Annotated in this window: 24 protein-coding genes; 12 read left to right on the forward strand and 12 right to left on the reverse strand. The window is 43.8% G+C overall.

The features are described 5' to 3' along the window. The first annotated feature begins 57 nt into the window (after nucleotides 1-57). From AACT21_RS08360 to AACT21_RS08370, 3 genes are all read left to right on the forward strand, one after another. Nucleotides 58-1,053 (forward strand): porin, encoded by a 996-nt coding sequence (locus AACT21_RS08360; protein ID WP_026027939.1) that lies wholly within the window; start codon nucleotides 58-60, stop codon nucleotides 1,051-1,053. Nucleotides 1,054-1,514: 461 nt separating this feature from the next. After that, nucleotides 1,515-2,399: a DMT family transporter gene (locus AACT21_RS08365; protein WP_094163311.1), complete on the forward strand. Its 885-nt coding sequence runs from the start codon at nucleotides 1,515-1,517 to the stop codon at nucleotides 2,397-2,399. A gap of 59 nt (nucleotides 2,400-2,458) precedes the next feature. Beyond that, nucleotides 2,459-3,094, forward strand: coding sequence for a glutaredoxin domain-containing protein (locus tag AACT21_RS08370; protein WP_094163313.1), 636 nt, complete (start codon nucleotides 2,459-2,461; stop codon nucleotides 3,092-3,094). A 128-nt stretch (nucleotides 3,095-3,222) separates the two neighbouring features. On the opposite strand, the gene AACT21_RS08375 is transcribed toward AACT21_RS08370, so the two are convergent. The 3 genes from AACT21_RS08375 to AACT21_RS08385 all read right to left on the reverse strand — a co-directional run bounded on the left by AACT21_RS08375 (nucleotide 3,223) and on the right by AACT21_RS08385 (nucleotide 5,132). Beyond that, entirely contained in the window at nucleotides 3,223-3,357 is a 135-nt protein-coding gene (locus AACT21_RS08375; RefSeq protein ID WP_013868100.1) for a hypothetical protein, read from the reverse strand. 103 nt (nucleotides 3,358-3,460) lie between these two features. Beyond that, nucleotides 3,461-3,811: a hypothetical protein gene (locus AACT21_RS08380; protein WP_026027570.1), complete on the reverse strand. Its 351-nt coding sequence runs from the start codon at nucleotides 3,809-3,811 to the stop codon at nucleotides 3,461-3,463. Nucleotides 3,812-3,935: 124 nt separating this feature from the next. Next, complete coding sequence (locus AACT21_RS08385) at nucleotides 3,936-5,132, reverse strand: multidrug effflux MFS transporter (RefSeq protein ID WP_094163317.1); 1,197 nt, start codon at nucleotides 5,130-5,132, stop codon at nucleotides 3,936-3,938. Between the two features lie 134 nt (nucleotides 5,133-5,266). Between AACT21_RS08385 and AACT21_RS08390 the strand changes: the two genes are divergently transcribed. Both AACT21_RS08390 and AACT21_RS08395 read left to right on the forward strand, forming a co-directional pair. Then, a complete protein-coding gene (locus tag AACT21_RS08390; protein WP_176430161.1) occupies nucleotides 5,267-6,151 on the forward strand; it encodes a LysR family transcriptional regulator in 885 nt (294 codons plus the stop codon). A 214-nt stretch (nucleotides 6,152-6,365) separates the two neighbouring features. Beyond that, nucleotides 6,366-8,198 (forward strand): putative bifunctional diguanylate cyclase/phosphodiesterase, encoded by a 1,833-nt coding sequence (locus tag AACT21_RS08395; RefSeq protein ID WP_094163321.1) that lies wholly within the window; start codon nucleotides 6,366-6,368, stop codon nucleotides 8,196-8,198. A 52-nt stretch (nucleotides 8,199-8,250) separates the two neighbouring features. Here the strand turns inward: AACT21_RS08395 and AACT21_RS08400 are convergent, their stop codons facing one another. Both AACT21_RS08400 and AACT21_RS08405 read right to left on the reverse strand, forming a co-directional pair. Further along, the gene (locus AACT21_RS08400) at nucleotides 8,251-9,558 is read right to left on the reverse strand and encodes a peptidoglycan DD-metalloendopeptidase family protein (protein ID WP_017050287.1); all 1,308 of its coding nucleotides are present in this window, start codon (nucleotides 9,556-9,558) and stop codon (nucleotides 8,251-8,253) included. Between the two features lie 186 nt (nucleotides 9,559-9,744). Next, nucleotides 9,745-10,044, reverse strand: coding sequence for an isoamylase early set domain-containing protein (locus AACT21_RS08405; RefSeq protein WP_026028657.1), 300 nt, complete (start codon nucleotides 10,042-10,044; stop codon nucleotides 9,745-9,747). Nucleotides 10,045-10,254: 210 nt separating this feature from the next. Between AACT21_RS08405 and AACT21_RS08410 the strand changes: the two genes are divergently transcribed. From AACT21_RS08410 to AACT21_RS08425, 4 genes are all read left to right on the forward strand, one after another. Continuing rightward, on the forward strand, nucleotides 10,255-11,916 hold the full coding sequence (locus tag AACT21_RS08410) for a SulP family inorganic anion transporter (protein ID WP_013868108.1): 1,662 nt from the start codon (nucleotides 10,255-10,257) through the stop codon (nucleotides 11,914-11,916). A gap of 351 nt (nucleotides 11,917-12,267) precedes the next feature. Beyond that, a complete protein-coding gene (locus AACT21_RS08415; protein ID WP_026027937.1) occupies nucleotides 12,268-13,644 on the forward strand; it encodes a YjiH family protein in 1,377 nt (458 codons plus the stop codon). A 201-nt stretch (nucleotides 13,645-13,845) separates the two neighbouring features. Further along, the gene (locus AACT21_RS08420; protein ID WP_013868110.1) at nucleotides 13,846-14,313 is read left to right on the forward strand and encodes a molybdopterin-dependent oxidoreductase; all 468 of its coding nucleotides are present in this window, start codon (nucleotides 13,846-13,848) and stop codon (nucleotides 14,311-14,313) included. Further along, nucleotides 14,313-15,413 carry a GGDEF domain-containing protein gene (locus AACT21_RS08425; RefSeq protein WP_094128048.1) on the forward strand — a complete coding sequence of 367 codons (1,101 nt, stop codon included), beginning with the start codon at nucleotides 14,313-14,315 and terminating at the stop codon, nucleotides 15,411-15,413. The genes AACT21_RS08420 and AACT21_RS08425 overlap by 1 nt, the downstream gene beginning before the upstream one ends. A 73-nt stretch (nucleotides 15,414-15,486) precedes the next feature. Here the strand turns inward: AACT21_RS08425 and pstB are convergent, their stop codons facing one another. The 5 genes from pstB to AACT21_RS08450 all read right to left on the reverse strand — a co-directional run bounded on the left by pstB (nucleotide 15,487) and on the right by AACT21_RS08450 (nucleotide 20,302). Beyond that, a complete protein-coding gene (gene pstB, locus AACT21_RS08430; RefSeq protein ID WP_013868112.1) occupies nucleotides 15,487-16,236 on the reverse strand; it encodes a phosphate ABC transporter ATP-binding protein PstB in 750 nt (249 codons plus the stop codon). 45 nt (nucleotides 16,237-16,281) lie between these two features. After that, nucleotides 16,282-17,145: a phosphate ABC transporter permease PstA gene (pstA, locus tag AACT21_RS08435; RefSeq protein ID WP_026027681.1), complete on the reverse strand. Its 864-nt coding sequence runs from the start codon at nucleotides 17,143-17,145 to the stop codon at nucleotides 16,282-16,284. A 5-nt stretch (nucleotides 17,146-17,150) separates the two neighbouring features. Continuing rightward, entirely contained in the window at nucleotides 17,151-18,083 is a 933-nt protein-coding gene (gene pstC / locus AACT21_RS08440) for a phosphate ABC transporter permease subunit PstC (protein ID WP_017045968.1), read from the reverse strand. Between the two features lie 211 nt (nucleotides 18,084-18,294). Next, complete coding sequence (locus AACT21_RS08445) at nucleotides 18,295-19,116, reverse strand: phosphate ABC transporter substrate-binding protein (RefSeq protein ID WP_026027935.1); 822 nt, start codon at nucleotides 19,114-19,116, stop codon at nucleotides 18,295-18,297. A gap of 283 nt (nucleotides 19,117-19,399) precedes the next feature. Beyond that, a complete protein-coding gene (locus tag AACT21_RS08450; RefSeq protein WP_026027683.1) occupies nucleotides 19,400-20,302 on the reverse strand; it encodes a DMT family transporter in 903 nt (300 codons plus the stop codon). A 97-nt stretch (nucleotides 20,303-20,399) separates the two neighbouring features. Here AACT21_RS08450 and AACT21_RS08455 point away from each other — a divergent pair, with 97 nt between their 5' ends. The 3 genes from AACT21_RS08455 (at nucleotide 20,400) to AACT21_RS08465 (ending at nucleotide 22,735) form a co-directional block, all read left to right on the forward strand. Beyond that, the gene (locus AACT21_RS08455) at nucleotides 20,400-21,860 is read left to right on the forward strand and encodes an aminotransferase-like domain-containing protein (protein WP_094163323.1); all 1,461 of its coding nucleotides are present in this window, start codon (nucleotides 20,400-20,402) and stop codon (nucleotides 21,858-21,860) included. A 90-nt stretch (nucleotides 21,861-21,950) separates the two neighbouring features. After that, nucleotides 21,951-22,472 carry a spermidine N1-acetyltransferase gene (speG, locus tag AACT21_RS08460; protein WP_013868118.1) on the forward strand — a complete coding sequence of 174 codons (522 nt, stop codon included), beginning with the start codon at nucleotides 21,951-21,953 and terminating at the stop codon, nucleotides 22,470-22,472. A gap of 17 nt (nucleotides 22,473-22,489) precedes the next feature. Then, nucleotides 22,490-22,735: a Rho-binding antiterminator gene (locus AACT21_RS08465; RefSeq protein ID WP_017045964.1), complete on the forward strand. Its 246-nt coding sequence runs from the start codon at nucleotides 22,490-22,492 to the stop codon at nucleotides 22,733-22,735. 51 nt (nucleotides 22,736-22,786) lie between these two features. Here AACT21_RS08465 and AACT21_RS08470 read toward each other — a convergent pair whose 3' ends face one another. Both AACT21_RS08470 and empA read right to left on the reverse strand, forming a co-directional pair. Next, nucleotides 22,787-23,395 (reverse strand): 2OG-Fe(II) oxygenase, encoded by a 609-nt coding sequence (locus tag AACT21_RS08470; protein WP_026027933.1) that lies wholly within the window; start codon nucleotides 23,393-23,395, stop codon nucleotides 22,787-22,789. Nucleotides 23,396-23,622: 227 nt separating this feature from the next. Further along, nucleotides 23,623-25,458, reverse strand: a complete 1,836-nt coding sequence (empA, locus tag AACT21_RS08475) for a zinc metalloprotease EmpA (protein WP_094163326.1) — start codon at nucleotides 25,456-25,458, stop codon at nucleotides 23,623-23,625. Nucleotides 25,459-25,604: the final 146 nt, after the last annotated feature.

The following is a 25,604-nucleotide window of genomic DNA, read 5'->3' on the forward strand; positions in this document are numbered from 1 at the left end:
ACTCACATCAAACCGTTCGAGCACTGAAGCTCATTGATTATGGATAAGGTAAATAAAATGAAAAAAGCAACAATCGCAACCGCAATTCTTACAGCATTGGTATCAGGTTCTTCTTTTGCTGCGACCGTTTACAAAGCGGATGGAAATGAGCTTAAAGTTGGTGGACGTGCAGAATTTCGTGGCGATTTCGGTGGTGATGACAAAGGCAAAGAAATTGAAGGCACGATGAAAAACAAAAGCCGTGCGCGTTTGAACATTACAGGCTCAACAGAAATCTCTGACTCTTTGAAAGGTTTTGCAACCTATGAAGCAGAGCAAACGGTTAATTCCTCCGCCAGCAACGATAAGAATTCTGATTTCAACCAACGTTACCTATTTGCAGGTTTACAAGCTGATTTTGGTGCTATTTCTGTCGGCCGCCAAGATACGGCTGGCGTGCAAATTTCTCAAATGTCAGACATCGGTACTTATACTGGCGCTCAAAAAGAGTTCATCAACGCAGGTAATGAGCAAATCAACAACACCTTCCTCTACGCAGCTACATTTGATGCCCTCAATGTGAAAGCAAGCTTTATTGCAGGCGAAGAAAAAGACACCGATGGCTTTGGTCTTTCTGCAATTTATAACTTACCTATCGGCCTTGGTTTAGGCTTGGGCTACGCAAGCAACGATAATGGCACAGGCCAAGGTGCGGCGAATCAAATTATTGCCGGTGTAAATTACACGTTGGACGATTTGTACTTAGGCCTGACCTATACACAAGGGGATTTGGACGATAAAGCGAAGAGCGAATTCAACGGGATTGAATTTGCTGCGCAATACAAAATCACAAGTAACTTCCGCTTGATTGGGGTGTATCAAAAAACGGAAAATGAAACTGCAAACGTCACAACGACGAAAAGTGATTTTGCTGAGTTGACAGGGCGTTATGATTTCAATAAATCAATCTACACTTACGTTGCCTACAAAATGAACAACCTAGATAAAAAAGACCTCGGCACTGCGTATGATGCAAAAGACTCTATTCGCCTAGGCCTACGTTACAACTTCTAATTTCAATCATACGAACGCATATACTCCCTAAGGATATCATCCTTTTGGCCAAGCACTCGCTTGGCCTTTTTTATTTGACGGCATTGCACCACGATAAAACACATTGCACTAGGCTAGACCATTCTTCATAGAGCCAAAAATATAATTTCACTATTTTTCAATAAGTTAAATGTGGCACACAACCTGCTATGGAATAAGTACAAATGCATGGCAGCGTTTGTGCTTCTTTTCAGTGCTAAGGCAGAGCACTGGCCGTTCATGTTCTTTCGCCCTCTTTTTAGGGGGCTTTTTTTATCCCATCACCGCAGCCCATACGCAAAATGTTTGGCGTTTCAGACAAGTGGGAATCAGCAGGGATAACACTTGCTCAAATTTATTGAACCACTCCATTCATTTCAGAGATTGGTTTAACGCTGATAAGTCAGTATGATTCAACGACTTTTTCTATAACCCTCTTCTCTATGACCAAAATACTTCACCACCCAATCCAAGGGGCAAGTTGGATGCTAATCGCAGGCCTCGCCTTTGCGATAGTCAATAGCCTTGCTCAAGTCGCCAGTATCAATTATGGCCTGTCATCTACCACGGTGGCGCTGGTTCAATATGCCATCGCGTTAGTCGTTATTTTGCCGTATTTATCAACGTTAGGGATCCGCTACTCGCTGCGCACCGAGCATTTAAGCATGCATATTTTCCGTGTGTTTTTATCTGTGATTGGCATACAACTCTGGTTATGGGCACTCGCCTATCCCGTACCCATTTGGCAAGGTATTGCACTGCTGATGATCTCTCCTCTGTTTGCCACGATTGGCTCAGGCCTTTTTTTAAAAGAGAAAGTGGGTACAGCACGCTGGGGAGCAACATTAACTGGCTTTGTCGGAGCGATGATCATCCTTGAACCTTGGGCTGACGATTTCAACTGGGCATCGTTGCTGCCTGTTGGCGCGGCATTTTTTTGGGCTTGTTACTCTTTGATGGTGAAAAAACTGTCTGCCCATGACTCACCGTCTACTATGGTGGTCTACCTTTTGGTACTGATCACACCGTTCAATCTACTGCTCGCTTTACCAGATTGGCAAACACCTCAAGGGAGCACTCTATGGCTCATATTGCTTTTTGCGGGTGCGATGACAGCACTGGCTCAATGGGCGATCGTTAAAGCCTATGCGGTGGCAGATGCGTCTTTTGTGCAACCTTTTGATCACGCGAAGCTGCCACTGAATGTTTTGGCGGGTTGGTTAGTGTTTGGCTGGGCACCACCCGGGCGATTATGGCTTGGCGCTGCCATCATTATCGCTTCAGTGGCCTTTATTACTCACTGGGAAACAAAAAAATCTTCGCGTTGAAATAAAAAGTCACTCAACTCTTTCCTATTCTCTAAGCAATGCTTCTTGAGGAAAACACGATGGCAAAACCGATAAAAATCACACTATACCGATGGGCTGGAAGTTGGGGTCCATTTAAAGTCACCATCCCTTGCGGCGAGTGTACGCTCACCAAGGACATTTTGACTGACACCTTCAATAATGAACTGGAGGGCATTCCCATCGAGTTAGAAGTCAAAGACTGGCTATCGTACTGGTGGGAACCCTTGAAATTGGGCGCATGGCACGCCCCAATATTGGTCGTTGAAGGTAAAGTGATCAGCCAAGGAGAAGCGTTAAATCGAGGTGTTTTGGTTCAATCGGTGATCAAAGAGTGGGCACAACGTGACGAGTTAACTGGCAATATTGTGTATGGAAAAGCCACTTGCCCGTACTGCGTAAAAGCAAAGAAATTGCTGGATGAAGCGGGAATTCAATACACCTATCATGATGTCGTCAAAGAAAGTGCGGCGCTGTACCGGATGATCCCAGAAGTTAAAACCATCATTGGTCAAAAAACGCCCGTCACTGTGCCACAAATTTGGCTAGAAAGCCGCTATATCGGCGGGTGTGATAAATTGGAAGATTGGCTAACCAAAAAAGTCAGTAGTGCCCCAGAGCATCTGGTTACTTTAGAAGAAAAAGTACTGACGCCTCAGAAACCGCCGACTCTTTAGTCAGTAATGGTATACGGGCTCTTTGTGGACGAATGGTAGACGAATTTGCACAGTCATTTTTACCCCAGTAAATAAAGCAAAGCCCCAGCTTGTTACCAAGCTAGGGCTTTTTGATTCTTAGGCATTCACTATTTGCTGAATTTCTTCACTAGCGTTTTAATGAAAGACTTTTTCTTTGCTTGTGGTTTGCCATGCATTGCATCATACATCGCTTTTTTTGCGATCAGTTGACCAACGTAAGCACCACCTAATTCATAACCCATGAATCACCTCAACATGTAATTTATTTACCTAACGAGGTGTATATTAGTCCAAAAAAGAACAAAAACAAGACTTGAGTCACAAAATAAAGTGATTAATTTTCAGCTAACCGCGTTTAGGCTGCTTATAGGTTTTACCAGCAGCCAAGTAAGTTTCTTTCTGCTTAACTTCAAACATGGTTTCAAAAAACCAAGCAACAAACTTAATAACGTCATCGCCTTCATTCATAATGTGTTCAACAAACTCTTCTTCTTCACCTTGCTCATTTTCTTGCAACACGACGTGGTAAATGCGTTGCTCCCCATCCACTTCGGCTAAAGCAAACTGACCCACTAACGATAAGGCTGCTTCAGCAATATCTTGATCTTCAAATACTTTCAGCATATCTAACGCTTGAGGAAGTGTTTTTTGCTCGCACAAGCTTTTGACTAATGCTTGAAATTCATCTTGTTGCATTGATTGTTCCGTCGAATTAATGTCGCCGAGATTATACCTCAAATTATTTCTCTTGTGCCGACATGTACGATGTAAATGCACCACTAGACTTAAACCGCTTCAAACCGGAAGGGTATAAACAGCATTAAGCGAATTTGGTTTGACGTAAGCGATAGGAAGAACACAACACCAAAAACATAGCGCAACTGGTTGCTAAATAGAACCAGCCTAGCGACATCTGACTCGTGATCCATCTTTCCACCAAGTATCCTCCTAAGAATCCAGCTAAGCACATTTGAATGGAGCCAGATAGAGCCGCAACGGAGCCCGCTTGAGTTTTGTGTGGCCCGAGCAGCATGCTGGTGGATAATGGAAATGAGATACCTTGCGCAATCGTTAACCAAGTAAATCCCCACACTAAATTGAACACGCTCATCGGTGTTATCAGTAACCAAACACCGGCAAAAGCCATAATGACAATTGCCAAAGCAAGTAAACGTTGGGATGAAAAACGATCATTGAGTAAGTTAACGGCAACACTGCCTATCATCAAACCCGCGGAAGGGACGATCATTACGGTTCCATAATCGGCGGCCGTTAACCCCAACTTGTTTTGCAAGAGAAAAGGCAGCACCGACAGAGTCACTAAGCTAGATAAATAGCTGATCCAGTTGTAACTGGCGCTGGTCAGCACTTGGGAATTTTTCAAGAGTAGCAAGTAGTTATGCAATACGGCCTTAGGTTGAAACCGATGTTTCGCGTATGGCAACGTTTCTGGCAATATCCACCAACCTAGAATAAAAATGGTACAGATATACATTAATACGAACACAAACACGGACTGCCAACTTAAATGAAAGGCAAGCCACCCACCGAGCACAGGGGCAATAATTGGCATAATTGAGGCAGTGATGGCGATGTAAGAAAGCGCCTTTGTTAATTGCAGACCATCATAACTGTCACGCAGCACACTGCGGCCAAGAACAGAAGCACTTCCCGCGCCAAGCCCTTGCAGTAGGCGACCAGCAGCCAACGCATGAAAATTATCCGAAAAACAGACACACAATACTGTACCGGCCAAGTAGATCCCCTGCCCGAGTAAAAATGTCGGGCGTCTACCAACCGCATCAGACAATGGCCCGTAAAAAAGCTGTGACATCCCAAACGCCACTAAAAAGAGCGTGACGAGCCATTGAATACTGGCTTGGTCAACCATTAAGTCTCGGCTGATCAACGGCAGTGCAGGTAAATAGATGCTCACCCCAACTTGGCCCGTGGCAATGATCATCATCGCCAATAACATCGGCGTCTTTTTAAATGGTGTGCTAGCGAGAGTTTTCATGGGTTGCTAAGTGAGCTCTTATCGTCGGTAGATGTGGTGTCAAAATACGTTTTCAGTATATATTGGCAACTCAGATTTGATAATAAAGCACTCAGGAAATGAATTAGTTCCAATGAGGAATGAGTAGGGTAACGATGGATTGGATACAAAATGTTAAAACATACATGCGAGTGGTTGAAGAAGGAAGCTTTAACGGCGCGGCACGTAAGCTCAATACCACCAGCTCAGCCATCAGTAAACGAGTACATTGGCTGGAAGAGAAAATTGGCGTGCAGTTACTTAAGCGCACCACACGAACGGTGACACAAACCGAAGCGGGTGCTCTCTTTTATGAGCGAGCAAAAGCACAACTTGAAAGTTGGCAATCGGTGGTTGATGAAACACGATCTGTCAGCCAAACTCCCGCTGGCCTACTAAAAATTGGGGCGACACTCTCTGTGGGCTCAAAATTTTTGGTGCAGTATTTAGATGAATTTCTACAGCGCTACCCTGACATTCGAATCCAACTGACCACAACAACTCCGGGGCAATTGCCCGAACTTCACCTTGATTTATTCATCAGCCGAGAAATTGACCAACTCAACTCCCTCAGTTTTAAAGCCTCACCCCTATTTGAACATAGGGCCGGCTTTTATGCTTCTCCTAGCTATATTGAAAAATATGGTATGCCCAAATCTGCCGAACAGCTTCAACAGCACAATGTCTTGATTTGGGGAGAACACACAACGCGCGAATTAAAAACCTCAACGGGCAAACGCCTATCGTTATCGGGTAATTTCGCGACAACCAATCCAGAAGCACTTTTCTATGCAGGCAAAAATGGCATGGGAGTGATTGTCACCAACGACGTGATGGTCAAAGAAGAACTACGTTTGGGCAATCTGATACGTTTGCTACCCGATATCACCGTTGATCAAGCAACGGTTTACGCTTATTACCCTAAACTTGATTATCAACACACTCGAACTCATTTATTTCTCAACTACTTAAAAGAAAAATTAACGAATGAAGCTAGGTAGCTAAATTGGGGTTACGTCTATTTCCATCAAACAATTGTCCACCAGAGCAAATTTATCCTAGACAAAAAAGTACTCATAAAACTCTGCAACTAAGCCGCTGAATAACCAATATTTTATTTTTTGCGTCTCAAGTACCCATCATTGCGAGTGGCAAAACTGCGCAATGTCGACCATAGTCACTAAGTGCATATTCTAAAAAAACAGAGTACGACATATGACTAAAACATCATTGGCTAGGGATGCAGTTAGTCTAAACACCATTAACGAGCTCATGCTGCTCGATGGCTCTGAGTTACATGATCGAGCCACATTGGTGCTGCATACACATTTTCAAACCTGCTGTACATGCATCGTCGAGTTAGACAAATGGCATTACAGAGCTCACACCTTATCTCATGCTGGTGAGACGCCAGACAACAACGACACGGGTTATCCGCTCAGGGGAACACCGTGTGAGCAAGTGTGGAAATCAAAACAGGAATACTGTCTGTTTCCATCACAAGTGACCAAAATTTTTCCTGATGACAAGTTTCTAATTGAAAATAAGATTGATGCCTATATCGGTATTCCCCTACGTGCCAAGAATGGCGAAATACTCGGAATGCTCGTGTCTACCTTCTATTCTCCCATCGAAGATGAGGAATTCGTGATTGGCTACCACCGAATCATTGCGAACATAGTCGTTCACAGCCTGCGTAATAAGTGGTTGAGCGAACGCTCTGACAGCTTGGTTAATCAACTTAGCTATGAAGTTTCTCACGACAACCTGACTGATTTAATGAACCGCAGTTATCTAGCTGACAAATTAGAACGCTTAGTTGAAACAACCAATGAACCGTTTACTCTTGCTTATTTAGACATCGATAATTTTAAATCGATCAATGACTTATATGGGCACTATATTGGCGACCAAATCATTAAGTTTGTGGCTAATGCCATCATTCAAAGCGTTCCGGAAGAGAATTTGGCATTTCGAATCGCTGGGGATGAATATGCGTTTATCACCTTCTCTAATGATCCGTTGCAAATCTGCCGCTGTATATTGGATAAGCTAAATACAGGTTATGTCGATGCATCACATCGCATTAAAATTAGCTTAAGCATTGGCATTTCAAGGAAAACTCAAGAGACAATCACGGCCGATCAACTGATTCTCAATGCCTGTTTAGCACTCAAAGAGTGTAAGCAAACTCGCGGTAGTAATATCCGTTGTTATGATACCCATCTGAGTAACCAATACCATCGTCAAACCCAAATCACAGAAGCTCTACGCCGTGAACTCAATAAGTTAACCAGTAAAAATAGTGAGCTATTTGTGGTGGCGCAACCGATCGTCAGTCGTCACCAAGAACAGTGGAACTATTTTGAGATTCTCACTCGCTGGAATAGCGAAACTCTGGGTGCGATTTCACCGATTGAGTTTATCGACACTGCTGAGCAGTCAGGTTTAATTGTGGAATTAGGAGAACGCATTGTTGAGCTGGCATGCCTAGCAAAAGTTGAGCTAGAGGAGGGCTTAGGCTACAAGGTAAAATTAGGACTTAACTGTTCGGCACATGAACTGATCAACTCCAAGCGCTATCTCGAACACTTAATGCAAACCATTACTCAATACGGCTTTGAGCCTAATGAATTCACAATTGAGCTCACCGAAACAGTACTACTTTCACAAACCAGTGAAGTTAGATACATCTTAGATAAGCTCAGACTACTTGGTTTTACCATCGCGCTTGATGACTTTGGCACTGGCTATTCGAGCTTGAATTACATCCATAGCTACCCCATCGATTGCATTAAAATTGATGCCACTTTTATCAAAAACATGGTGTGTAACGAAACAGCAGAGCGCGTAGTTTGGTTGATTATTCAATTGGCAAATCAACTTCGAGTTGATCTCGTCGCAGAAGGGGTGGAGAACCAAGAAGCTCTGGAGAAACTCTATGCTATGGGCTGTGAACAGATCCAAGGTTACTATTTTTCAAAGCCAGAAACACCGCACTCTATCGTGACTCACTGGAACAACATGAGCCATGTACGGCGCGCATAAAAAACCCTCACTCTGAAAGTGAGGGATTCCTAATATCCATTATGCTATCACATTAAGACTCTTGGTCAGCCGAAGACTCACTGGTGGCATACCGCAGTTCTTGCTGCTGAAGCATAGAATCGAGTTCATTACGCCTTGCAACAAACCCCGCCATCTCTTTTTTAGGCACTGAGTTTGCCATTGGTATGTTGGCGGTCATGGCATTCACTGCGCGATCTCGAACCATCAGCTCATAATGCAGATGAGGCCCAGTGACTCGGCCCGATTGCCCAGATAAACCGATCCGCTCACCTCGCGATACTTTCTGACCTTTACGCACTAAAATTTTACTCAAATGCAAATAGCGTGTTTTGTAAGTACTGCCATGTTGTATCACCACGTAATTACCCGCATAAGGGTGCTTACGCGTCATGATCACCGTACCATCGCCAGTCGAGAATACCGGAGTACCGACTGGTACACCAAAATCAGTACCATTGTGCGGAGCCACTCTTTTTGTGACTGGGTGCAGGCGATGCGCATCAAAGTTAGAGGTAATGCGTTTATTTGTCGTCGGATAGCGTTGAAATGCGCGCTGTAAACTATCGCCATTTTTGTCATAGTACTGCCCATCACGGTGTAAATAAGCAGAAACGTCTTTGCCTCGACTGTAGATTTTAATCGCTTGAATTTCACGATTGCCCGTCAATTTCTCACCGACAAATTGACGAGATTGAACCACTTCAAATCGATCGCCAACCCTAAGATCACGAGAGAAATTGAGTTTATCTTTAAGTAAAGAGACGATCTGTTCTATCTCAGCGCTGCCTAACCCTATCGAATTGACCGACTGAGAAAAGCTGCCTTGGATCTCGCCAACCATGGCGAACTCTTTCCATACACCCGGTATTTTAACATCTTGAAACTCATAGGTACCATCATCTAAACGTGAATATACCGCGCGCTCGACTAGGCTAAATTCTAGCTCCATTTTGGAAAGCGCATTTCCATTTTGCGCTTTCCAAAACCTGAGGATGTTGCCAGGTTTTAACGTATCCAATGCGAGGTAGTTTAAATCGGTTTCCATAATCTTCATCAAGTCTTGGTAACCAAAGCCAAGTTGATTAAAGATAGTACTTAAATTGTCACCAGATTTAATCTCATATTCAAAATCCGGAAGATTTTTTACCTCAATAGCATCAGATAAAATCGACTGAACAATTTGAGTTTCGGTAATAGAGAGCTCAATTTGGCGCTGTAAGGAGCTATCCTGAATAGACGAGGAAAATGCGATGGCCGCGACAATCGGTAGGCCAATAATCGACGCTTTTTTTGGAAGTGAAAGCTCAGAAAAGCGCAGAATGAGAGAACGAGGAAGCACTATCTATCCTGTGGATTAAGTCAAAAGAGCCTCAAGATTAAGACTTTCTGTTTCAAAAGTCACCTATATCGTGTGATTCTATGGTCAAAAAAGGCACCGGAGTGCCTTATAATAAATCAACAATTACACGTAAAAATGAGTACTGTCCTAATCATATTTCACGCTTTCACAAGATTTATCAACAACCTATTGATAAGTCGTTACTAGGCTATTTTCCTCGCCAAAACCATTGGCAATGTACTGGTCAGCGCTAGGATCATTAACCCATTGTTGGTCATCCAACAAGTAACGAAATTGAAATTCAGCATCTTTAGGTAAACGGGTTTTAAATTTAAAACTATTACTTTTCGCCACCTTTTTCATTGGTTCTGGTTGCCAGTCAAGAAAGTCCGCTACTATCGCAACATTGCCAGCCGTATCTGGGACGTCCACTTCAAAGGTCACTTCAACTTCTTCTTTTGTTTTAAAAAAACGTTTATTAATCATCACAAACTCCATCTCTGTATAAAAAACATCCTACCTAATGAATCATAAGAAAATAGACTCACATCCACACTCTAAATAGTAAAAATTCCGCCGCCGAACCACTATATTTATAACCTCCGTTGAATATTCACCCCTCTTTACAGCATTTTAAATGAGCGTAGAATCCACCGCGCTTTCTATTTTCCCCTATTTTCAATAAGGTTATCAATTATGTTTGCCGTATATGAATCCTATAAAGCCGGTCTGCTACGACCAAAACAGTGGCTAAATAATATCAGTGCAGGTTTGATTGTAGGGGTTGTCGCTCTGCCACTGGCGATGGCATTCGCTATTGCTTCTGGCGTGAAACCGGAGCAAGGGATATACACCGCCATTATTGCAGGCGTTATCGTTTCACTGTTTGGCGGCTCGCGAGTGCAGATAGCCGGCCCAACGGGCGCTTTCATCGTGATACTCGCTGGAATTGTTAGCCAATATGGGGTCAGTGGGCTGCAGATAGCCACTATGATGGCCGGTGTGATTCTATTGGTTCTGGGGGTCGCAAAACTCGGTAGCATCATCCGCTATATTCCTGACCCCGTAATCGTCGGCTTCACCAGCGGTATCGGTGTCATCATCTGGGTTGGGCAATGGCAAGAATTCTTCGGCCTCCCCAAAATCGAAGGTGAGCATTTTCATCAAAAATTAGTGTCTATTTTCCATGCCTTTCCGCAGATGGATTGGGCCACAACAGGCCTTGCGTTATTTTCACTCGCGCTGGTTATCTTCGGTCCTAAGATCCCGAAGCTCTCGAAAGTACCAGGGCCACTGCTTGCTCTCGTCACCGTTACCGTGTTGCAATATTTTGTTGGCTTTGAAGGGATCCGCACGATTGGATCGGCTTTTGGAGGCATACCTCAAGGACTGCCAGAATTTTCGCTTCCAGAAGTTAGCTTCTCTCAAATTATTCTATTGATTGGCCCTGCTTTTGCGATTGCCATGCTAGGTGCGATTGAATCATTGCTTTCTGCGGTGGTCGCCGATGGTATGGCGGGCACCAAACACAACTCAAACCAAGAATTAGTCGGCCAAGGTATCGCTAATATCGTTGCTCCTCTCTTCGGTGGTATTGCAGCAACAGGCGCCATTGCACGTACTGCAACCAATATACGCAACGGGGGGACAAGCCCACTTTCGGGCGTGGTGCACTCGCTCACTCTGGTCATTATCCTTATTGCACTTGCACCATTAGCCGTCAATATTCCACTGGCAGTACTCAGTGCGATTTTGTTCGTCGTAGCATGGAACATGAGTGAAGTTCCCCACTTTATTAAATTGGTTAAACGTGCACCCAAAGCCGATGTGGTTATTTTGTTGCTAACCTTTGGATTAACCGTGTTTGCTGACTTAGTTGTCGCCGTCAACATCGGGGTGATCATCGCTACCCTTCACTTTGTAAAACGTATGGCATCTAGTGTTGAGGTAAAAGCCAGTACACACCATGAGCTCAGTGCTGAGCTGCTTCGTCACGGGCAAACTCAGTTACCAAGAGAGCTCGCCGTTTATGCCTTAGAAGGCCCATTTTTCTTTGCTGCGGCTGAAACCTTTGAGCGTGTGATGAGCAGCATTCAAGAGCAGCCAGAAATTTTAATTATTCGCCTTAAATGGGTTCCATTTATGGACATTACTGGCCTGCAATCCATTGAGGAAATGATCGAAAACTTCCATAAAAAGAATGTGCAAGTGTTGATCTCTGGTGCAAATACTCGTGTTGCAATGAAACTGAAAAAAGCGGGGATTGTTGATTTGGTCGGTGAAGATAATTTCTTTAGTCAATTCGATGATGCGCTTAGCGTTAGCCTACAACGTTTGAATATCAGTACGGCTCAATAAACCTCATTGGACCTATACATTTTTGGCCTTTAGCCTCCGGTTAAAGGCCTTTGACTGACCCTTCCCTCTTACCTTAACCGCCCAATTTTCCTCAGCCCTCCTTAACTCTTTTTAAAACGCACGCCTCAACCACCAACAGATTATTAACCAATGCAACAATAACAAAACAAATGACCATGTTATCTGAGAATAACAGCTCTTTTGTTTGAATACTTAACCTTGATTAATGAATAGTATTGCAAGCCATCTTAAAAATAGATATTCTTGCCTGCAATGACTAAATAGAGCTATTTAGTGCATTTTTATGCCACCAGTTGGTGACTATTGACCCGCAGTAATACGAGACACGACATGCAAGATAACGCTCAAACTATTGAAGCTCCTGTAGCACCAACACAAAGTAGCTTTTGGATGTTTTTCATCCCTTCGTTAATTGGTCTATTTTTGTTTATGGCGCCAATTAGCTACCAAGGTGACTTAACCATTCCAGTTGCCGTCCTTGCTAAATCTATCCAAGCTATTTTGGGCGATTACCTTGTTGCAATAGTGACAGTGATCATCGCCTTTATGTCTGCAGCTTCCATTTTATGTAAAATTTTTCAACCTGCATTCATTACAAAGAGTCCTTTCTTAAATGGGCTTTTTAATCCATCGGCTCTTTGGTTAGCCGTCCGTGTATTTGGTGGTATCGCCGTCATCATGACGTTTTTCCAAATCGGCCCTAAGGCTATCTGGGAAGAAAACACTGGCGGTATGGTTCTTGAGGGTTTATTACCCACTTTATTTTCTGTATTTATTTTTGCAGGGCTTTTGTTGCCTTTACTGCTTAACTTCGGGCTACTGGAACTATTTGGTAGTTTATTAAGCAGAATCATGCGTCCAGTTTTCAACCTTCCAGGCCGTAGCGCAATCGACTGCATGGCTTCTTGGTTGGGCGACGGTAGTGTCGGTATTTTGCTGACCAGCAAACAGTACGAAAGCAAATTCTACACACAGCGTGAAGCCGCTATTGTTGGTACAACGTTTTCTGCCGTTTCAATTACCTTCAGCTTAGTCGTTATTGCGCAAGTTAAGCTAGAGCATCTGTTCCTACCTTTTTATGGCACCATTTGCCTTGCAGGCTTTGTTGCAGCGATCATCATTCCTCGCCTGCCACCATTAAGTTTCAAAAAGAACACTTATATTGATGGTACCTCTCCAGCTAAAGATGCCGATGCAGTTCCAAGCGGCCATACCTCGTTCTCATGGGGGATGGAATTAGCACTGGCGAAAGCAAGCCAAGTTAAATCTGCAAAATCGATCTTCGCTGAAGGCATGCGTAACGCTGTTGATATGGTGTTTGGTGTGCTACCTGTCGTGATGGGCTTGGGTACTCTGGCTCTGATTGTTGCAGAATACACCTCTGTATTTTCTGTATTGGGCCAACCGTTTATTCCTTTTCTAGAATTACTTGGTGTACCTGAGGCTGTTCAAGCATCTCAAACCATTGTGGTCGGCTTTGCGGATATGTTTATTCCCGCGATTCTTGCGGCTTCCATTGATAATGAAATGACACGTTTCGTGATTGCGGCCATGTCAGTGACTCAGTTGATCTATATGTCTGAAGTGGGTGCATTAATGTTAGGCAGCAAAATTCCTGTCAACATCCTTGAGCTGTTTGTCATATTTATTCTGCGTACGCTCATTACACTGCCAGTGATAGCTGGTGTAGCACATCTCATTTTTTAGTAAACAATGCAGCAGTAACGGCACTAATAACATTTCAATATGCAAGTCCCCACTTATGTGGGGATTTTTTTGTTCTAAACTAAAGATTGATTCGACCAAATTAACAGAAATATAAATAGAAAATAATTTCATTGATTAAATTATCACCTTATACTTTTAGCCTATGCTCTAAGAAAAAAGCAGAAGTAAATAAGGTAGTTTATGATGAGATGGATAACCGCTTTACCACTTATTTTTTTCAGCTTATTTGTTCATGCTGCAAGCTTAACTATTACCCTCCCAAACCAAGATCGGGTTACTTATTCTCTTGCACAATTGGCAGAGATACTGCCTCGTGAAACCTTCACGACTCAGCTTCCTTGGTTACCAAAAGAAAATACTTTCACTGGTTTTAAAGTTATTGATTTAATTAATCATTTGCAAGTTGGACAGGTTTCTTCTGTATCATTTTTGGCCATTAATGATTACGCCGCTAATATTGCAATTGAAAACTTAACTCGCTATGAACCCATTATTGCTTATCACATGAATGGCGATGAAATGAAAATAAGAAACAAGGGGCCGTTTTGGCTGATCTACAATCTAGATAAATATCCACAAATAGACAATGGCATTTATTACACCCAAATGGTGTGGCAGTTAGAAAAACTATTGATTCACGGTAAATAATGAATTTTACAAAACACAGCACTTTACACCCCTTGCTATACCGGGCAAAAACACTGTTGATTGTCCTGTCAGCCACCTTGATCGTCGCTAATTTGTATATACTTTCGACCACACGCTCTTTAGCCAACTCCTATACCGACCAACGTAACTATGCAACTTGGTATTTATTCCAGCTCACCAAAGAGTATTCTGAGCTGGTTGCTTCGATTCCTTATTACTTAGATTCACAGGAGAAGAGAGCGCACACTTGGCTGCAGTATGAGCTGATTTGGAGCCGTTTTGACTTGATTCTAACGAGTAAGGAATCGGATAATTTTATGGGTAGAACGGATTCCCAGCATTTCTTTAAGAACAACTTTGATGATTTCAAAATATTAGAAAGCTTATTGCTGGCCGTTAAAGATCAAAAGTCATTGGCTGTATTTGAAAAACATGCCCACTTGATTTACGACCAAGTTATCGGCTATGTAAACCAAAACTTTCAACTGCAAAGCCCTATCTATCTAGAGCAAAAAGAAAAAGCAAATAGGCTAACACAGGTACAATTTCTGCTGATGTTCTTGATGCTGGGTTGCATTGGCTTAGTTAGCTATATTTTTCATAAAGAAGCGGTTGCTCAGCGTACCTTAGCATTAACTGACCCTCTAACTGGGCTTGCTAACCGCCTTGCTATGTTTGAAGAGCTGAATCAAATTTCTACCAACAACCCCTTCTCTCTCTTTCTTCTCGACTTAAATGGCTTTAAGCCCATTAACGACCAAAATGGTCATAAAGCAGGGGACAGTGTGTTGCAGCAAGTAGCGTTTCGCTTAACACATTCGATTCCAACCTTTGATTATTCGGTATTTCGTATGGGGGGTGATGAGTTTGCCCTGATCATCCATAGCGTAGATGCGATGGAACTGAGCATTATGCAACGCCACATTAAAGCGTGTTTTAAAGAGAATTTCTTCGTGGATAATGGAGTGGGAGCAAAGCTTTCAACCAGTATCGGTATTGCCTCTTTTCCTAAAGATTCAGCCAATATTAATCAATTAATACATATTGCGGATAAGAATATGTATGCCATGAAGTTTCTACAAAAAAGCCCCTCTGTATGAGGGGCAAAGTTACCATCGCTTTATAGTTATAATGAGTCCGCTATTATTTCAGGTTAGTCGCTGCAATAAGTGATTAGCCGAAATCGCCATTGACATATCCCATGGTTCTATCATCTTTAGGATTGTTGAAAATCACTTGTGTATCATTGTGTTCAACCAATTCCCCCATTAAGAAAAACGCCGTGCGATCAGAAATACGACGCGCTTGCTGCATTGAGTGCGTGACAATAACGATGGTGTAATTCTTTTTCAGCTCTTCCATCAATTCTTCAATTTTGTGTGTTGCAATCGGGTCAAGGGCGGACGTTGGTTCATCCATCAAAATCACATCCGGCTCCATCGCTATCGTACGTGCGATGCACAAACGCTGTTGTTGACCACCAGAGAGGCCAAACGCATGCGACTTCAAGCGATCTTTTACTTCATTCCACAACGCCGCGCCGCGCAATGAGCGCTCAACCACTTCATCGATGTGCTTTTTATCTTTAATCCCTTGTGCGCGTAAGCCATACGCCACGTTTTCATAAATACTCATTGGGAACGGATTTGGCTTTTGGAACACCATTCCCACTTTGATACGCAGATCTGCAACATCAATATTGCCGTAAATATCTTGCCCATCCATCGCCAATTTACCGGTGATAGTCACGCCTTCAATGAGGTCATTCATTCGGTTCAAACAGCGTAATAAAGTCGATTTTCCACAGCCAGAAGGGCCAATCAGCGCTGTCACTTGACGAGTTGGAATAGGCAGGTTGATTGATTTTAGCGCTTGGTTATCGCCATAAAAAAGGTCTAGGTTTTCAATATTAAATTTGTTCATTCTTGTTATCTCTCAAAATTCTGTAAATCGCGCCCAACGCTCTACTTAATAAGAAGCGGTATTAAATCGTCTTGCGATTAGCTTCGTCACCATGTTGATCAGTAGCACAACCACAATCAGCACGGTTGCTGTGCCGTAGGCTTGATTCCACTCTTCAACCGTGAACAGCTCTGTTGTGAGTTTGTAAAGGTGAACGGTTAGGGTGCGGCCTGAATCGAGCAATGAATCTGGAATACGTGCCACCATTCCTGCGGTTAAAAACACAGGGGCCGACTCACCAATAACACGACCAATACTCAAAATAATTGACGTAAGGATGCCGGGCATTGCACTTGGCAAAATCAGACGCCAAATGGTGTATATTTTTGAGGCTCCAAGACCATAAGAACCTTCGCGATAAGTTTGAGGGACGGCCATCAACGCTTCTTCTGTGGTCCGAATGATCACAGGCAAAATCAAAATGCTGAGCGTTAGCGCACCCGACAAAATAGAGAAGCCTAAGCCTAGAATCACCACAAAGAAGGTCATGCCAAATAGACCAAAGATAATGGAGGGGATCCCCGCCAAAGATTCGGTACAAAAGCGGATCACTTTCACCAAGCGACTACCGATTTTGGCGTATTCGGTAAGATAAATCGCCGTCATAATACCCAACGGGGCGGCCACCGAAATAGAAGCGATCACCATATAAATCGTCGATATGATCATCGGGAAGATCCCGTGTTCATTGCCAGTACGGGTGTAATCGTCAGTAACGAAATTCCAATCTACGTGTTGTAGCCCGTTAGAAAGGATGTACCAGATAATCCAAAATAGGAAGCCGACTGTTACAGCGGCCGCAATCCAAATAGATATTTTCAATACGTTATCTTTTAGCTGGCGGGCACGTTTTAGTTTTACTGTATCCATCACTATTATCTCGCTCTCTCACGGTTTAAATAGAGCAATGTGGCATTCAAGATCATGATGAATGCCAATAGCACAACGCCTGTTGCGTAAAGCGCACTGGCATGAACACCACTTGCGTAAGACATTTCAATCGCAATATTGGCTGTCAGCGTGCGTGCTGAGTCTAAAATACCTTCAGGCATCGCTGGCGCGTTGCCCATCACCATAATAATGGCCATGGTTTCACCGAGCGCACGCCCAATTCCTAAGATGACGCCGGTCATAATTCCGGAGCGAGCTGCCGGTACCAGCAATTTGAAGATGGTAAAAATACTGGATGCACCTAATGCCAAAGAACCTTCTTTGTACGCATGAGGGACTGCGCGAATAGAAGTCTCGGACACGGTAATCACCGTCGGTAAGATCATGACACCAAGCACAATAATGCCCGCGAGAATGGTATTGCCCGCAGGAACTTGGAAAATGTCCTGAATCAAAGGAACAATAATCACAAGACCAAAGAAGCCATAAACCACAGAAGGAATACCAGCGAGCAATTCAACGGCTGGGCGAATGATATTCGCGACACGTTTTGGTGCTACTTCTGCAATGAAGATAGCGGTGAGGACGCCCACAGGCACACCAACGATAACCGCACCAAACGTTGAAACCACAGAAGCGACAATCATAGTTGCCACACCATACAGAGCTGGCGGCAACCAATCTTGTCCAAGGACGATACCCGAGATACCCACTTCTTGAAATGCGGGAATACTTTCGCGGAAAATGAAGTAGGCAATGATGGCAAGAGACACAATGCCAATAATGGCACTGGTAAGAAACAACCCGTGGAAAATGCGCTCTTTCCAGTCCACACGCTTTTTAGCACGAAGTGCACGTTTGGAAGCTTGCGTAGAAACGTTGTTCATAAGCTTTTCACTATTTGTTGCGATGGTCATAGTATCAATCTCACTATTCGATGGAATCGACGTGGATAGAAAAGGCTCAGCCCCAACGATGGGCCAAGCAAACTTTTAAAGTTATTTCCCCAAACAACTTGAAGTGGCGGCTAAACAGCAAGTCAGTGAATTCCCATCCACATGGATAAAGCATGTGATTGGGCTGAACGAAACAACGCCGCTGCAACTTCAAGTCGAATGGGAGAGTCAATTAGTTCACTGCGATATAGTGATGTTCTGCAACGAGTTTTTGAGCTTCAGGCGTTAGCATCCAATCAAGGAACTGTTGCGTTTGAGCGGATGGTTGGCCTTTTTTGTACAGTACAAGGAAAGGACGAGCCACTTTATATGAACCATTTTTCACGTTATCTACCGATGCATCAGTACCGTCTACCGCTAAGGCATGAACCGTGTTATCAACGGTGCCAAGAGAGATGTAACCGATGGAATAAGGGTTAGACGCAACCATAGTTTTCAAACTACCGTTACCGTTAGCTACTTGAGCTCGTTGAGAGATAGCAGATACCGTCTTGTCTGAGATTTTTTTTGTCAGTTTCATAATCTCTTCGAATGCACCACGAGTACCTGATGCGGTATCGCGAGTAATTGCAACGATAGGTTTGTCTTCACCACCGACATCTTTCCAATTCGTGATCTCGCCTCGGTAAACGGCAGAGACTTGTTCAGCACTCAACCCTTTTACTTTATTGCTTGGATGCACAACCACCGCTATACCATCAAGCGCAATCTTTTCTTCAACTAATGATGCTTCTTTTTCTGAGCTTTTTAGGCCACGTGAAGACATACCAATATCCGCACTGCCGTTCTTAGCGGCTTTAATACCCGCAGAAGAACCTGGGCCTTGAACCTCAATAAACACGTCCGCGTTTTTCTTCATATATGTTTCAGAGAAAACTTCCATCAATGGCGTTACGCTGCTAGAGCCAACAGCAGAAATGGTTTCTTTTGCAAAAACTGGGTTAACTGCCAATGCACCTAAAAGAGCGATTGCACCGATTACTGTCTTTTTCATCACAAATATCCTTAAGAGGCTTTATTGCCGTTGTGTATTGAACGAAACTCACTTTAGGACGCAAATATGACAGTTGTGTTTCACTTAGTTTAAAACTAGATGACACAGTAAAATATTTTAGGAAAACAGAGGAAGGGCAGCGCATTTTTGAGTGCATCGCTTTAAGATCAATCTGAAAAAATTGGCAAAGTCATTAGGTGCCGCCGCGAGTCAGAAATTATCCATTGATTACCCAACCACCAGCAGAGCACCCCATTCTAAGTTCGGTTTATAGGGGTGAATTTTATGAACGCTCAAATACCGGTTTCGCCAATTTTCTCAGCAGATTCGGCTTTTTCACCACCAGATAAACAGCCGTAACGGCAAGGCAGAAGCCCGCAACACCAAACCCATCCAATGATTCATCAAAAGCAAGCCATGCTTGAATGGCGGTGGTTGGCGGTACAAGATAAAACACTGAAGCCACACTTGAGGCCGCACCGTGTTCAACCATATACAACAGCAATAAAATAGAGACACATGACAGCACCACAACCAACCATACCAGTGTCATGATAAAGGTCGGTGTCCATTGCACTTGCATGGTTTCAAAGCTCCAAGCCCAAGGTAAAAATAGGCATAACGCAGCCACATATTGCACGGTAGCGCTGCCAATCATATCCACACCTTGGCAAAATTTTTTCTGATATAAGGTGCCGAGTGTGATGCCGAGCAGAGATAACAAACACAAACTAATGGCAGGCCATTTGTGCACTTCCGATTGCCACTCAATGTTACCCATCAAGACGAGACTTATCCCAGAAAACCCAAGAGCTAACCCTAACCACTGCGCCAGATTAAAGCGCTCTGTACTCATAAAAACCAGCAGCAGCGCAGTCAAAATGGGTTGCGTCCCCACCAGCAGAGCACTTAAACCTGCTGGCATTCCCCAAGAAATCGCTTGGTAGGTTCCGCCCAAATAGCAACCATGAATCAACACGCCCGTTATACAGGAATGCCACAAATGGCGACCACGCGGAATGCGCCTTTTGAGCAATAACAGCAAACCAATAAAAAGCACCACGTTCGCCACCATGCGCAGCGTGAGCAGCGTGGCAGGTTCCGCATACATTAAGCCAAACCTTGCGCCAACGAAACCAGATGCCCATAGCACGACAAACAAGAACGGGATCATTCTTACAAACATCACAAAATTCCTAGCCACAATCGATTCTATGCTGCTACTTTATTTGGGTACAGTTATGCGCAAAAGGCACAGATCTGAATAATTTAGTGGGTACAGAATGAAAAGTAAGCTTAAAAACACGGATCCTAAATATACTGAACCTAAATATACCGAGGTAAAACGTCATCTTAAGCAGACCATCGACGATGGTTTATTCCACGCACACGATAAAATGCCTTCCATTCGCCAGCTATGCGAACAACTGTCTGTCAGCAAAAATACCGTTATTCGTGCTTATCAAGAGTTAGAAGCGATGAATATCGTCTACTCTCAGCCTCGTTCAGGCTATCGAGTCCAAGGTGCTGTAACCCCTTTGGATATTCCGCTGCCACAACCCAATAGCATTGACCTGCTCTCTTTATCTAAATCAATTTTGGTTCAACCCACAGTGAAACATCACATGCCCGCAGGTTCAGCGCATCCTAATACGCAAAGCGCCGCGATTCGTAGTTTGTATGCAGAAATTGGCCGCCACAGCCGCCAGCAAACGCACATTCCTAGCCACTATCAGCTACCGCCAGGTAATAGCCATTTAGTCAAACAACTGCTAAAAATATCGCAAGATTTGGGCCTACAAATCAAAGCACAAGAAATCGCCATTACGCATGGCGGTCAGCAGGCCATCAGCCTCGCATTTCGTGCATTAACCAAGCGCGAAGACATTGTGGCCGTTGAGTCACCTTGTTATTTTGGCACGCTGCTGTTGCTTGAATCATTAGGCTTAAAAGTGGTGGAGATCCCCAGCCATAGTCTCGAAGGCATCGACATCAGCGCCCTCGAACAAGCGCTATCTCAATGGCCGATTAAGGCAATTCTCGTCACGCCGAATTTTAACAACCCAACCGGTTCACAAATGCCTCTGGAAAAACGTAAACAGCTTTTGGCTGTCAGTGGTGATACACCAATTATTGAAGATGATGTGTTTGGTGGCCTGTATTTTCAAAAGCCGATACCTTGTTTGAAAATGTTGGATGGCAAAGGCCGCGTTATTTACATCAATTCGCTCTCCAAAACCTTGGATTCACGGCTGAGGATCGGTTGGATCATCGCTGGAAAGTATCAAGCGCAAATAGAAAAGATACTGCTCAGCGAGAATATGGGCAGCTTGAATTTAATCCAATCAGCCGTAGCGGAATTTCTCGAAAGTGGTAAGTACCGTCAACATCTAGCCAAAATGCGCCGCACTTACCAACTGAACCAGCAGCGCTTTGCCAAATTGCTCACCACCTCGCTCAATCACTACCCGTCGCTGCAAGGGCAGTTTCAATTAAGCCGACCTGAAGGTTCATTTTTATGCTGGCTGACACTTCCGCCATTCATCGATAGTTTTGAGCTTTATCAACGTGGCCTGCAAAACAAAATCAGCCTCCTGCCGGGGCATCTTTTTGCAACACAGGGGCAATTCCAACACTGTATCCGTTTCAGTGTAGCGAACTTTGAAGACAACATAGCATGGCAGGAAAGCATCAACAAACTGACCAAACTGATTCATCTCGCAGCATCAGATCACAAGACGTAAGCGTACGCATTTTAAAAAATTGCTGACTAACCACTTGTATTGCAACAAAGTCGGCATAAGATGAATGCCTTAGTTCAATGAAGGTTTGCTATGAATAATCAATTATCATTAAGAGCGTTAGAGCGCGGTGACTTACGCTTTATCCATGATCTCAATAACAACCGCAACATTATGTCTTACTGGTTTGAAGAGCCTTATGAATCTTTTGATGAGCTGGAAGAGCTGTACAACAAGCACATTCACGATAACGCCGAGCGTCGGTTTGTGGTTGAGAACCGAGATAAGGAACTGATCGGTCTCGTTGAATTAATTGAAATTGATTACATTCACCGCAGTGGCGAGTTTCAGATCATCATCACGCCAGAGCACCAAGGAAAAGGGTTTGCACAAACCTTGATCAACAAAGCATTAGACTACTCTTTCACCATTTTGAACCTACACAAAATCTACCTGCATGTGTCGACGGAAAACGAAAAAGCCATCCATTTATACCAAAAAGCCGGCTTTGTTGAGGAAGGGCACTTAGTTGAAGAATTCTTCATTAATGGCCAATATCGTGACGTAAAGCGCATGTACATTTTGCAAAACGCGTATCTTAATAAGCCCGCGTAACGTCATAGGAGTGAATAATGGTCACTTGCAGTCAATATGATTACATTGAGCTCGCGTGTTTGTTTCATTTGCCCGTCAAGCTCACCTTAAAAAATGGTCTTACCTATTCAGGTACCGCGATGGACACTCTGCGCAATGAACACCAACAAGAGTGCATTGTGTTGAAAAATGAGCAAAGTGAACACTTAATTGAAACCAATGCCTTATTGATGATGGAGGCATTAAGCTCACATCCTCATTTTACCCTGATCAAATTTGACTGATAAAAGAGCGTGGCAACACACAAGCCACGCTTACTTATTAGCTTTTTTGCGTTAACTGGCAATATCGAGCTTGTTGCCTGTCACGCCATTAATGCGAAACCACCCAGCGATGCTGAAACGCTCAGCGTTGGTAGGTTGTACTTCATGCGGAAAACGTTCGGATAAAAAGACCAGTAAACGCCCCGCTATCGGTGCAACCGTCGCGAGATACTGATCTTGAACATCGTAAATAACCAACTCACCTGCATCAGCACCACACCACCGATCATTCATATAAAATACCGTCGTCAGTTTGCGGCTGGCGTTACCTGTAAAGGCATCGAGGTGTTTTTGGTAGAATGCCCCTATTTCATATTTGGCAAAATGAGCTTCGTATTCAAATAGCCCAAGAAAAAAGTGGCGGTTAACCTCTTGCCGAATTTGCTCCATACGTTGCAAATAGTCTTGCACAGGCAGGCCCATGCTGTTTTCAATCCACTGGATTTTATCGTTGCGTATTTCAACCTCTAATTGCAAGGCATCGTGCCTGCCAATTCGCGCCACTTGTAACTGCGGTGGCGTACACGCTCGTAGGTTTTTGGTTTGCTCTGGTGTTAAAAAGTCATCCCATATGTACCAACCTTGATCGGCAATTGCGTCCATCAATTTATCTAACGACATTTTCACACTACATATAACAAAAGTGCTGTGGTTATATCGATAGCAAGCCATAACAACAAATCGGTGTTTCGATGCTTAAGACAAGGCGAATTTGTGGAGGCGGAGAAGCTGGCAAGAAAAGACTAGAAACAAACACCGTGGTTGTTGAACAACCTATCGTTGAATACCCTCCTACATAACAAAGGGGCACCGACTCGTGCCCCTTTAAATTTAATCAATAAAGATGATTAATCCAGTCTTAATGTTACACCACTGTAGTTACTATAGCCTTTGAGCATCACATGGTAGGTGGTTCCTGGTGTTGCAGAAATTGTGCACTGTTCATTGTTACCCGATTTGTAAGGGCGACAATCCCACGAAGAAGTGGTTGGTTTGCTGCCGGCTTTGACATACAAATCAGCATCACCTGAGCCCAAACTGATCGAAACTTTAGCGCTGGTTGAGCTTGCGACCGTAAAGGTATAGAAGGCTTCGGAGCTTCGCGTACCTTGTAACCCTATTACTGGTTTGCCTTTTTCTAGCACATTCTCCGTTGGAGGCACTACGCCACAGCTAGCATTTACGCCCACTTGGTTAAAGGCATCAACCACATCCGCTTTGTTATAACCTAAGTCTTGTGCCGCTTTTGCGACGCCACATCCACCTTGGTCAAAGGTACTGTTTGCTGTCCAATATAACTGGTTAGCGACGGTGAACACTTCAAAACCTTTACGAACCGACCAATTGGCTTTGTTGGCTAGCAAATAATACGCGCGATTAAACACACCACTTGAATAGTGAACATTTAATCCATTGTAGTATTGAGAAGCGTGATCGATAGAACGGCCATCTTTTGACGGTTGATCAAAATAACGTAAGCCACCGGAAGATTTGAAAATGTCGCTCCCGACCACCCAGTCAACGCTGCCTTTCATATAAAATTCAGCCGCTTCCCCAGCAATATCAGAGAACGCTTCATTGATACCACCAGACATATTTTGGTAAACAAGCCCTGAGTTCTGCTCGGTAAAGCCGTGGCTCACTTCATGCGCGCTGACGTTGATATCCACTAATGGATAAAATGTATTTTGGCCATCACCAAAGGTCATGGACGATCCGTTCCAGAAGGCGTTTTCATAGTTGCTATCATAATGCACACGCATAGTTAGCTGGAAGGTTAATGGAGTGGTGTTCATCCAGTCTTTGTACATATCGAACACCACTTTACCAAAGTAGTGTGCGTCATTAAGCGGTGAATAAGCGCCATTAATCGCTTTGTAATCGTTGTAATTACTCGCGTCGGTACATGAATAGCTGAACGTTGAACCACCCGATGTCGCATGCTTCATATCCACGGTTTTTACAGCGCTATTCACCATGCTACAGGTGTTGCCTACTTTATTTATCACTAACCCTGGGAAATCTGTTCCGTACTGATAAAAACCTGTCTTCTGATTTCCACCAGGTCCAGTACCCGTCGCCTCTGCATGGTTTAACCCTTCCCAAGTTTGTAATACGTCACCAGAGTTCGCATCAATAAAGAAAAATGGCCGTGCAGGCTCATTGCTTGCAACAAAGAAGTCGACTAAATAAACCATTTGAGCCATTTGGTTTTCGTCCAAACGCACCATCAATTGAGCACGCTCGTTTTCTGTAACAAGATCCGCACTCGTTAGTGATGGGTTTTGTTGTTGGTAATGCGTAAGTGCAATACTAACCGCCTGCTTTTGTTCAACTTGTGGTGAAGTACTTACCACATCAGAATCAATTTGCTGCGCCATCATGCCGTAAACTTGGCCGATACCTTTCTCAGTTTGCGTTGCTACGACTGACGTATTAAAGACCGGTAAACCATGATACATCTGCTGGTAACGAACTTTGACTTTACCATTAGGTAGAGTGACGCTTTTTACCACCTGAAAGCCATTTTGTGTTGGCACAATACTGCGAGCCTGCATGGATAAAGCTTGTTCTAGTAGACTTGGATCATCAACCTGCACCATTTTCGCGGCTGATACTGGTAGTGCTGCGCTGATAGAGGCTGCGAGGAATAGCCACTTCATTTGACGTTGTACTTTTTTCATTTCTCAATCCTAGAGAGTTATTATTAGCATCCGCTGACGACTTACATCCAATCAACCACCAGCGACGTGACTGCGAATGATTCGCTCATTGAAAATGGATCAAGAAAACCAACCTCGCCAGTAGCACGGAAAAATAGTGTAAAACG

This window comes from Vibrio sp. V08_P9A1T1 (genome assembly GCF_963874405.1).
Lineage (GTDB): Bacteria > Pseudomonadota > Gammaproteobacteria > Enterobacterales > Vibrionaceae > Vibrio > Vibrio anguillarum.

Bases quoted from the DNA above. Each gene is read 5' to 3' on its own strand.
- AACT21_RS08470 (WP_026027933.1), bottom strand. From the start codon at position 23,395: ATGTCGTTAGATAAATTGATGGACGCAATTGCCGATCAAGGTTGGTAC.
- AACT21_RS08395 (WP_094163321.1), top strand. From the start codon at position 6,366: ATGACTAAAACATCATTGGCTAGGGATGCAGTTAGTCTAAACACCATT.
- AACT21_RS08405 (WP_026028657.1), bottom strand. From the start codon at position 10,044: ATGATTAATAAACGTTTTTTTAAAACAAAAGAAGAAGTTGAAGTGACC.
- AACT21_RS08365 (WP_094163311.1), top strand. From the start codon at position 1,515: ATGACCAAAATACTTCACCACCCAATCCAAGGGGCAAGTTGGATGCTA.
- pstA (WP_026027681.1), bottom strand. From the start codon at position 17,145: ATGGATACAGTAAAACTAAAACGTGCCCGCCAGCTAAAAGATAACGTA.
- empA (WP_094163326.1), bottom strand. From the start codon at position 25,458: ATGAAAAAAGTACAACGTCAAATGAAGTGGCTATTCCTCGCAGCCTCT.
- AACT21_RS08410 (WP_013868108.1), top strand. From the start codon at position 10,255: ATGTTTGCCGTATATGAATCCTATAAAGCCGGTCTGCTACGACCAAAA.
- AACT21_RS08420 (WP_013868110.1), top strand. From the start codon at position 13,846: ATGATGAGATGGATAACCGCTTTACCACTTATTTTTTTCAGCTTATTT.
- AACT21_RS08445 (WP_026027935.1), bottom strand. From the start codon at position 19,116: ATGAAAAAGACAGTAATCGGTGCAATCGCTCTTTTAGGTGCATTGGCA.
- pstB (WP_013868112.1), bottom strand. From the start codon at position 16,236: ATGAACAAATTTAATATTGAAAACCTAGACCTTTTTTATGGCGATAAC.
- AACT21_RS08455 (WP_094163323.1), top strand. From the start codon at position 20,400: ATGAAAAGTAAGCTTAAAAACACGGATCCTAAATATACTGAACCTAAA.
- AACT21_RS08360 (WP_026027939.1), top strand. From the start codon at position 58: ATGAAAAAAGCAACAATCGCAACCGCAATTCTTACAGCATTGGTATCA.
- AACT21_RS08450 (WP_026027683.1), bottom strand. From the start codon at position 20,302: ATGTTTGTAAGAATGATCCCGTTCTTGTTTGTCGTGCTATGGGCATCT.
- AACT21_RS08465 (WP_017045964.1), top strand. From the start codon at position 22,490: ATGGTCACTTGCAGTCAATATGATTACATTGAGCTCGCGTGTTTGTTT.
- AACT21_RS08425 (WP_094128048.1), top strand. From the start codon at position 14,313: ATGAATTTTACAAAACACAGCACTTTACACCCCTTGCTATACCGGGCA.
- speG (WP_013868118.1), top strand. From the start codon at position 21,951: ATGAATAATCAATTATCATTAAGAGCGTTAGAGCGCGGTGACTTACGC.
- AACT21_RS08375 (WP_013868100.1), bottom strand. From the start codon at position 3,357: ATGGGTTATGAATTAGGTGGTGCTTACGTTGGTCAACTGATCGCAAAA.
- AACT21_RS08415 (WP_026027937.1), top strand. From the start codon at position 12,268: ATGCAAGATAACGCTCAAACTATTGAAGCTCCTGTAGCACCAACACAA.
- AACT21_RS08390 (WP_176430161.1), top strand. From the start codon at position 5,267: ATGGATTGGATACAAAATGTTAAAACATACATGCGAGTGGTTGAAGAA.
- AACT21_RS08380 (WP_026027570.1), bottom strand. From the start codon at position 3,811: ATGCAACAAGATGAATTTCAAGCATTAGTCAAAAGCTTGTGCGAGCAA.
- pstC (WP_017045968.1), bottom strand. From the start codon at position 18,083: ATGACCATCGCAACAAATAGTGAAAAGCTTATGAACAACGTTTCTACG.
- AACT21_RS08385 (WP_094163317.1), bottom strand. From the start codon at position 5,132: ATGAAAACTCTCGCTAGCACACCATTTAAAAAGACGCCGATGTTATTG.
- AACT21_RS08370 (WP_094163313.1), top strand. From the start codon at position 2,459: ATGGCAAAACCGATAAAAATCACACTATACCGATGGGCTGGAAGTTGG.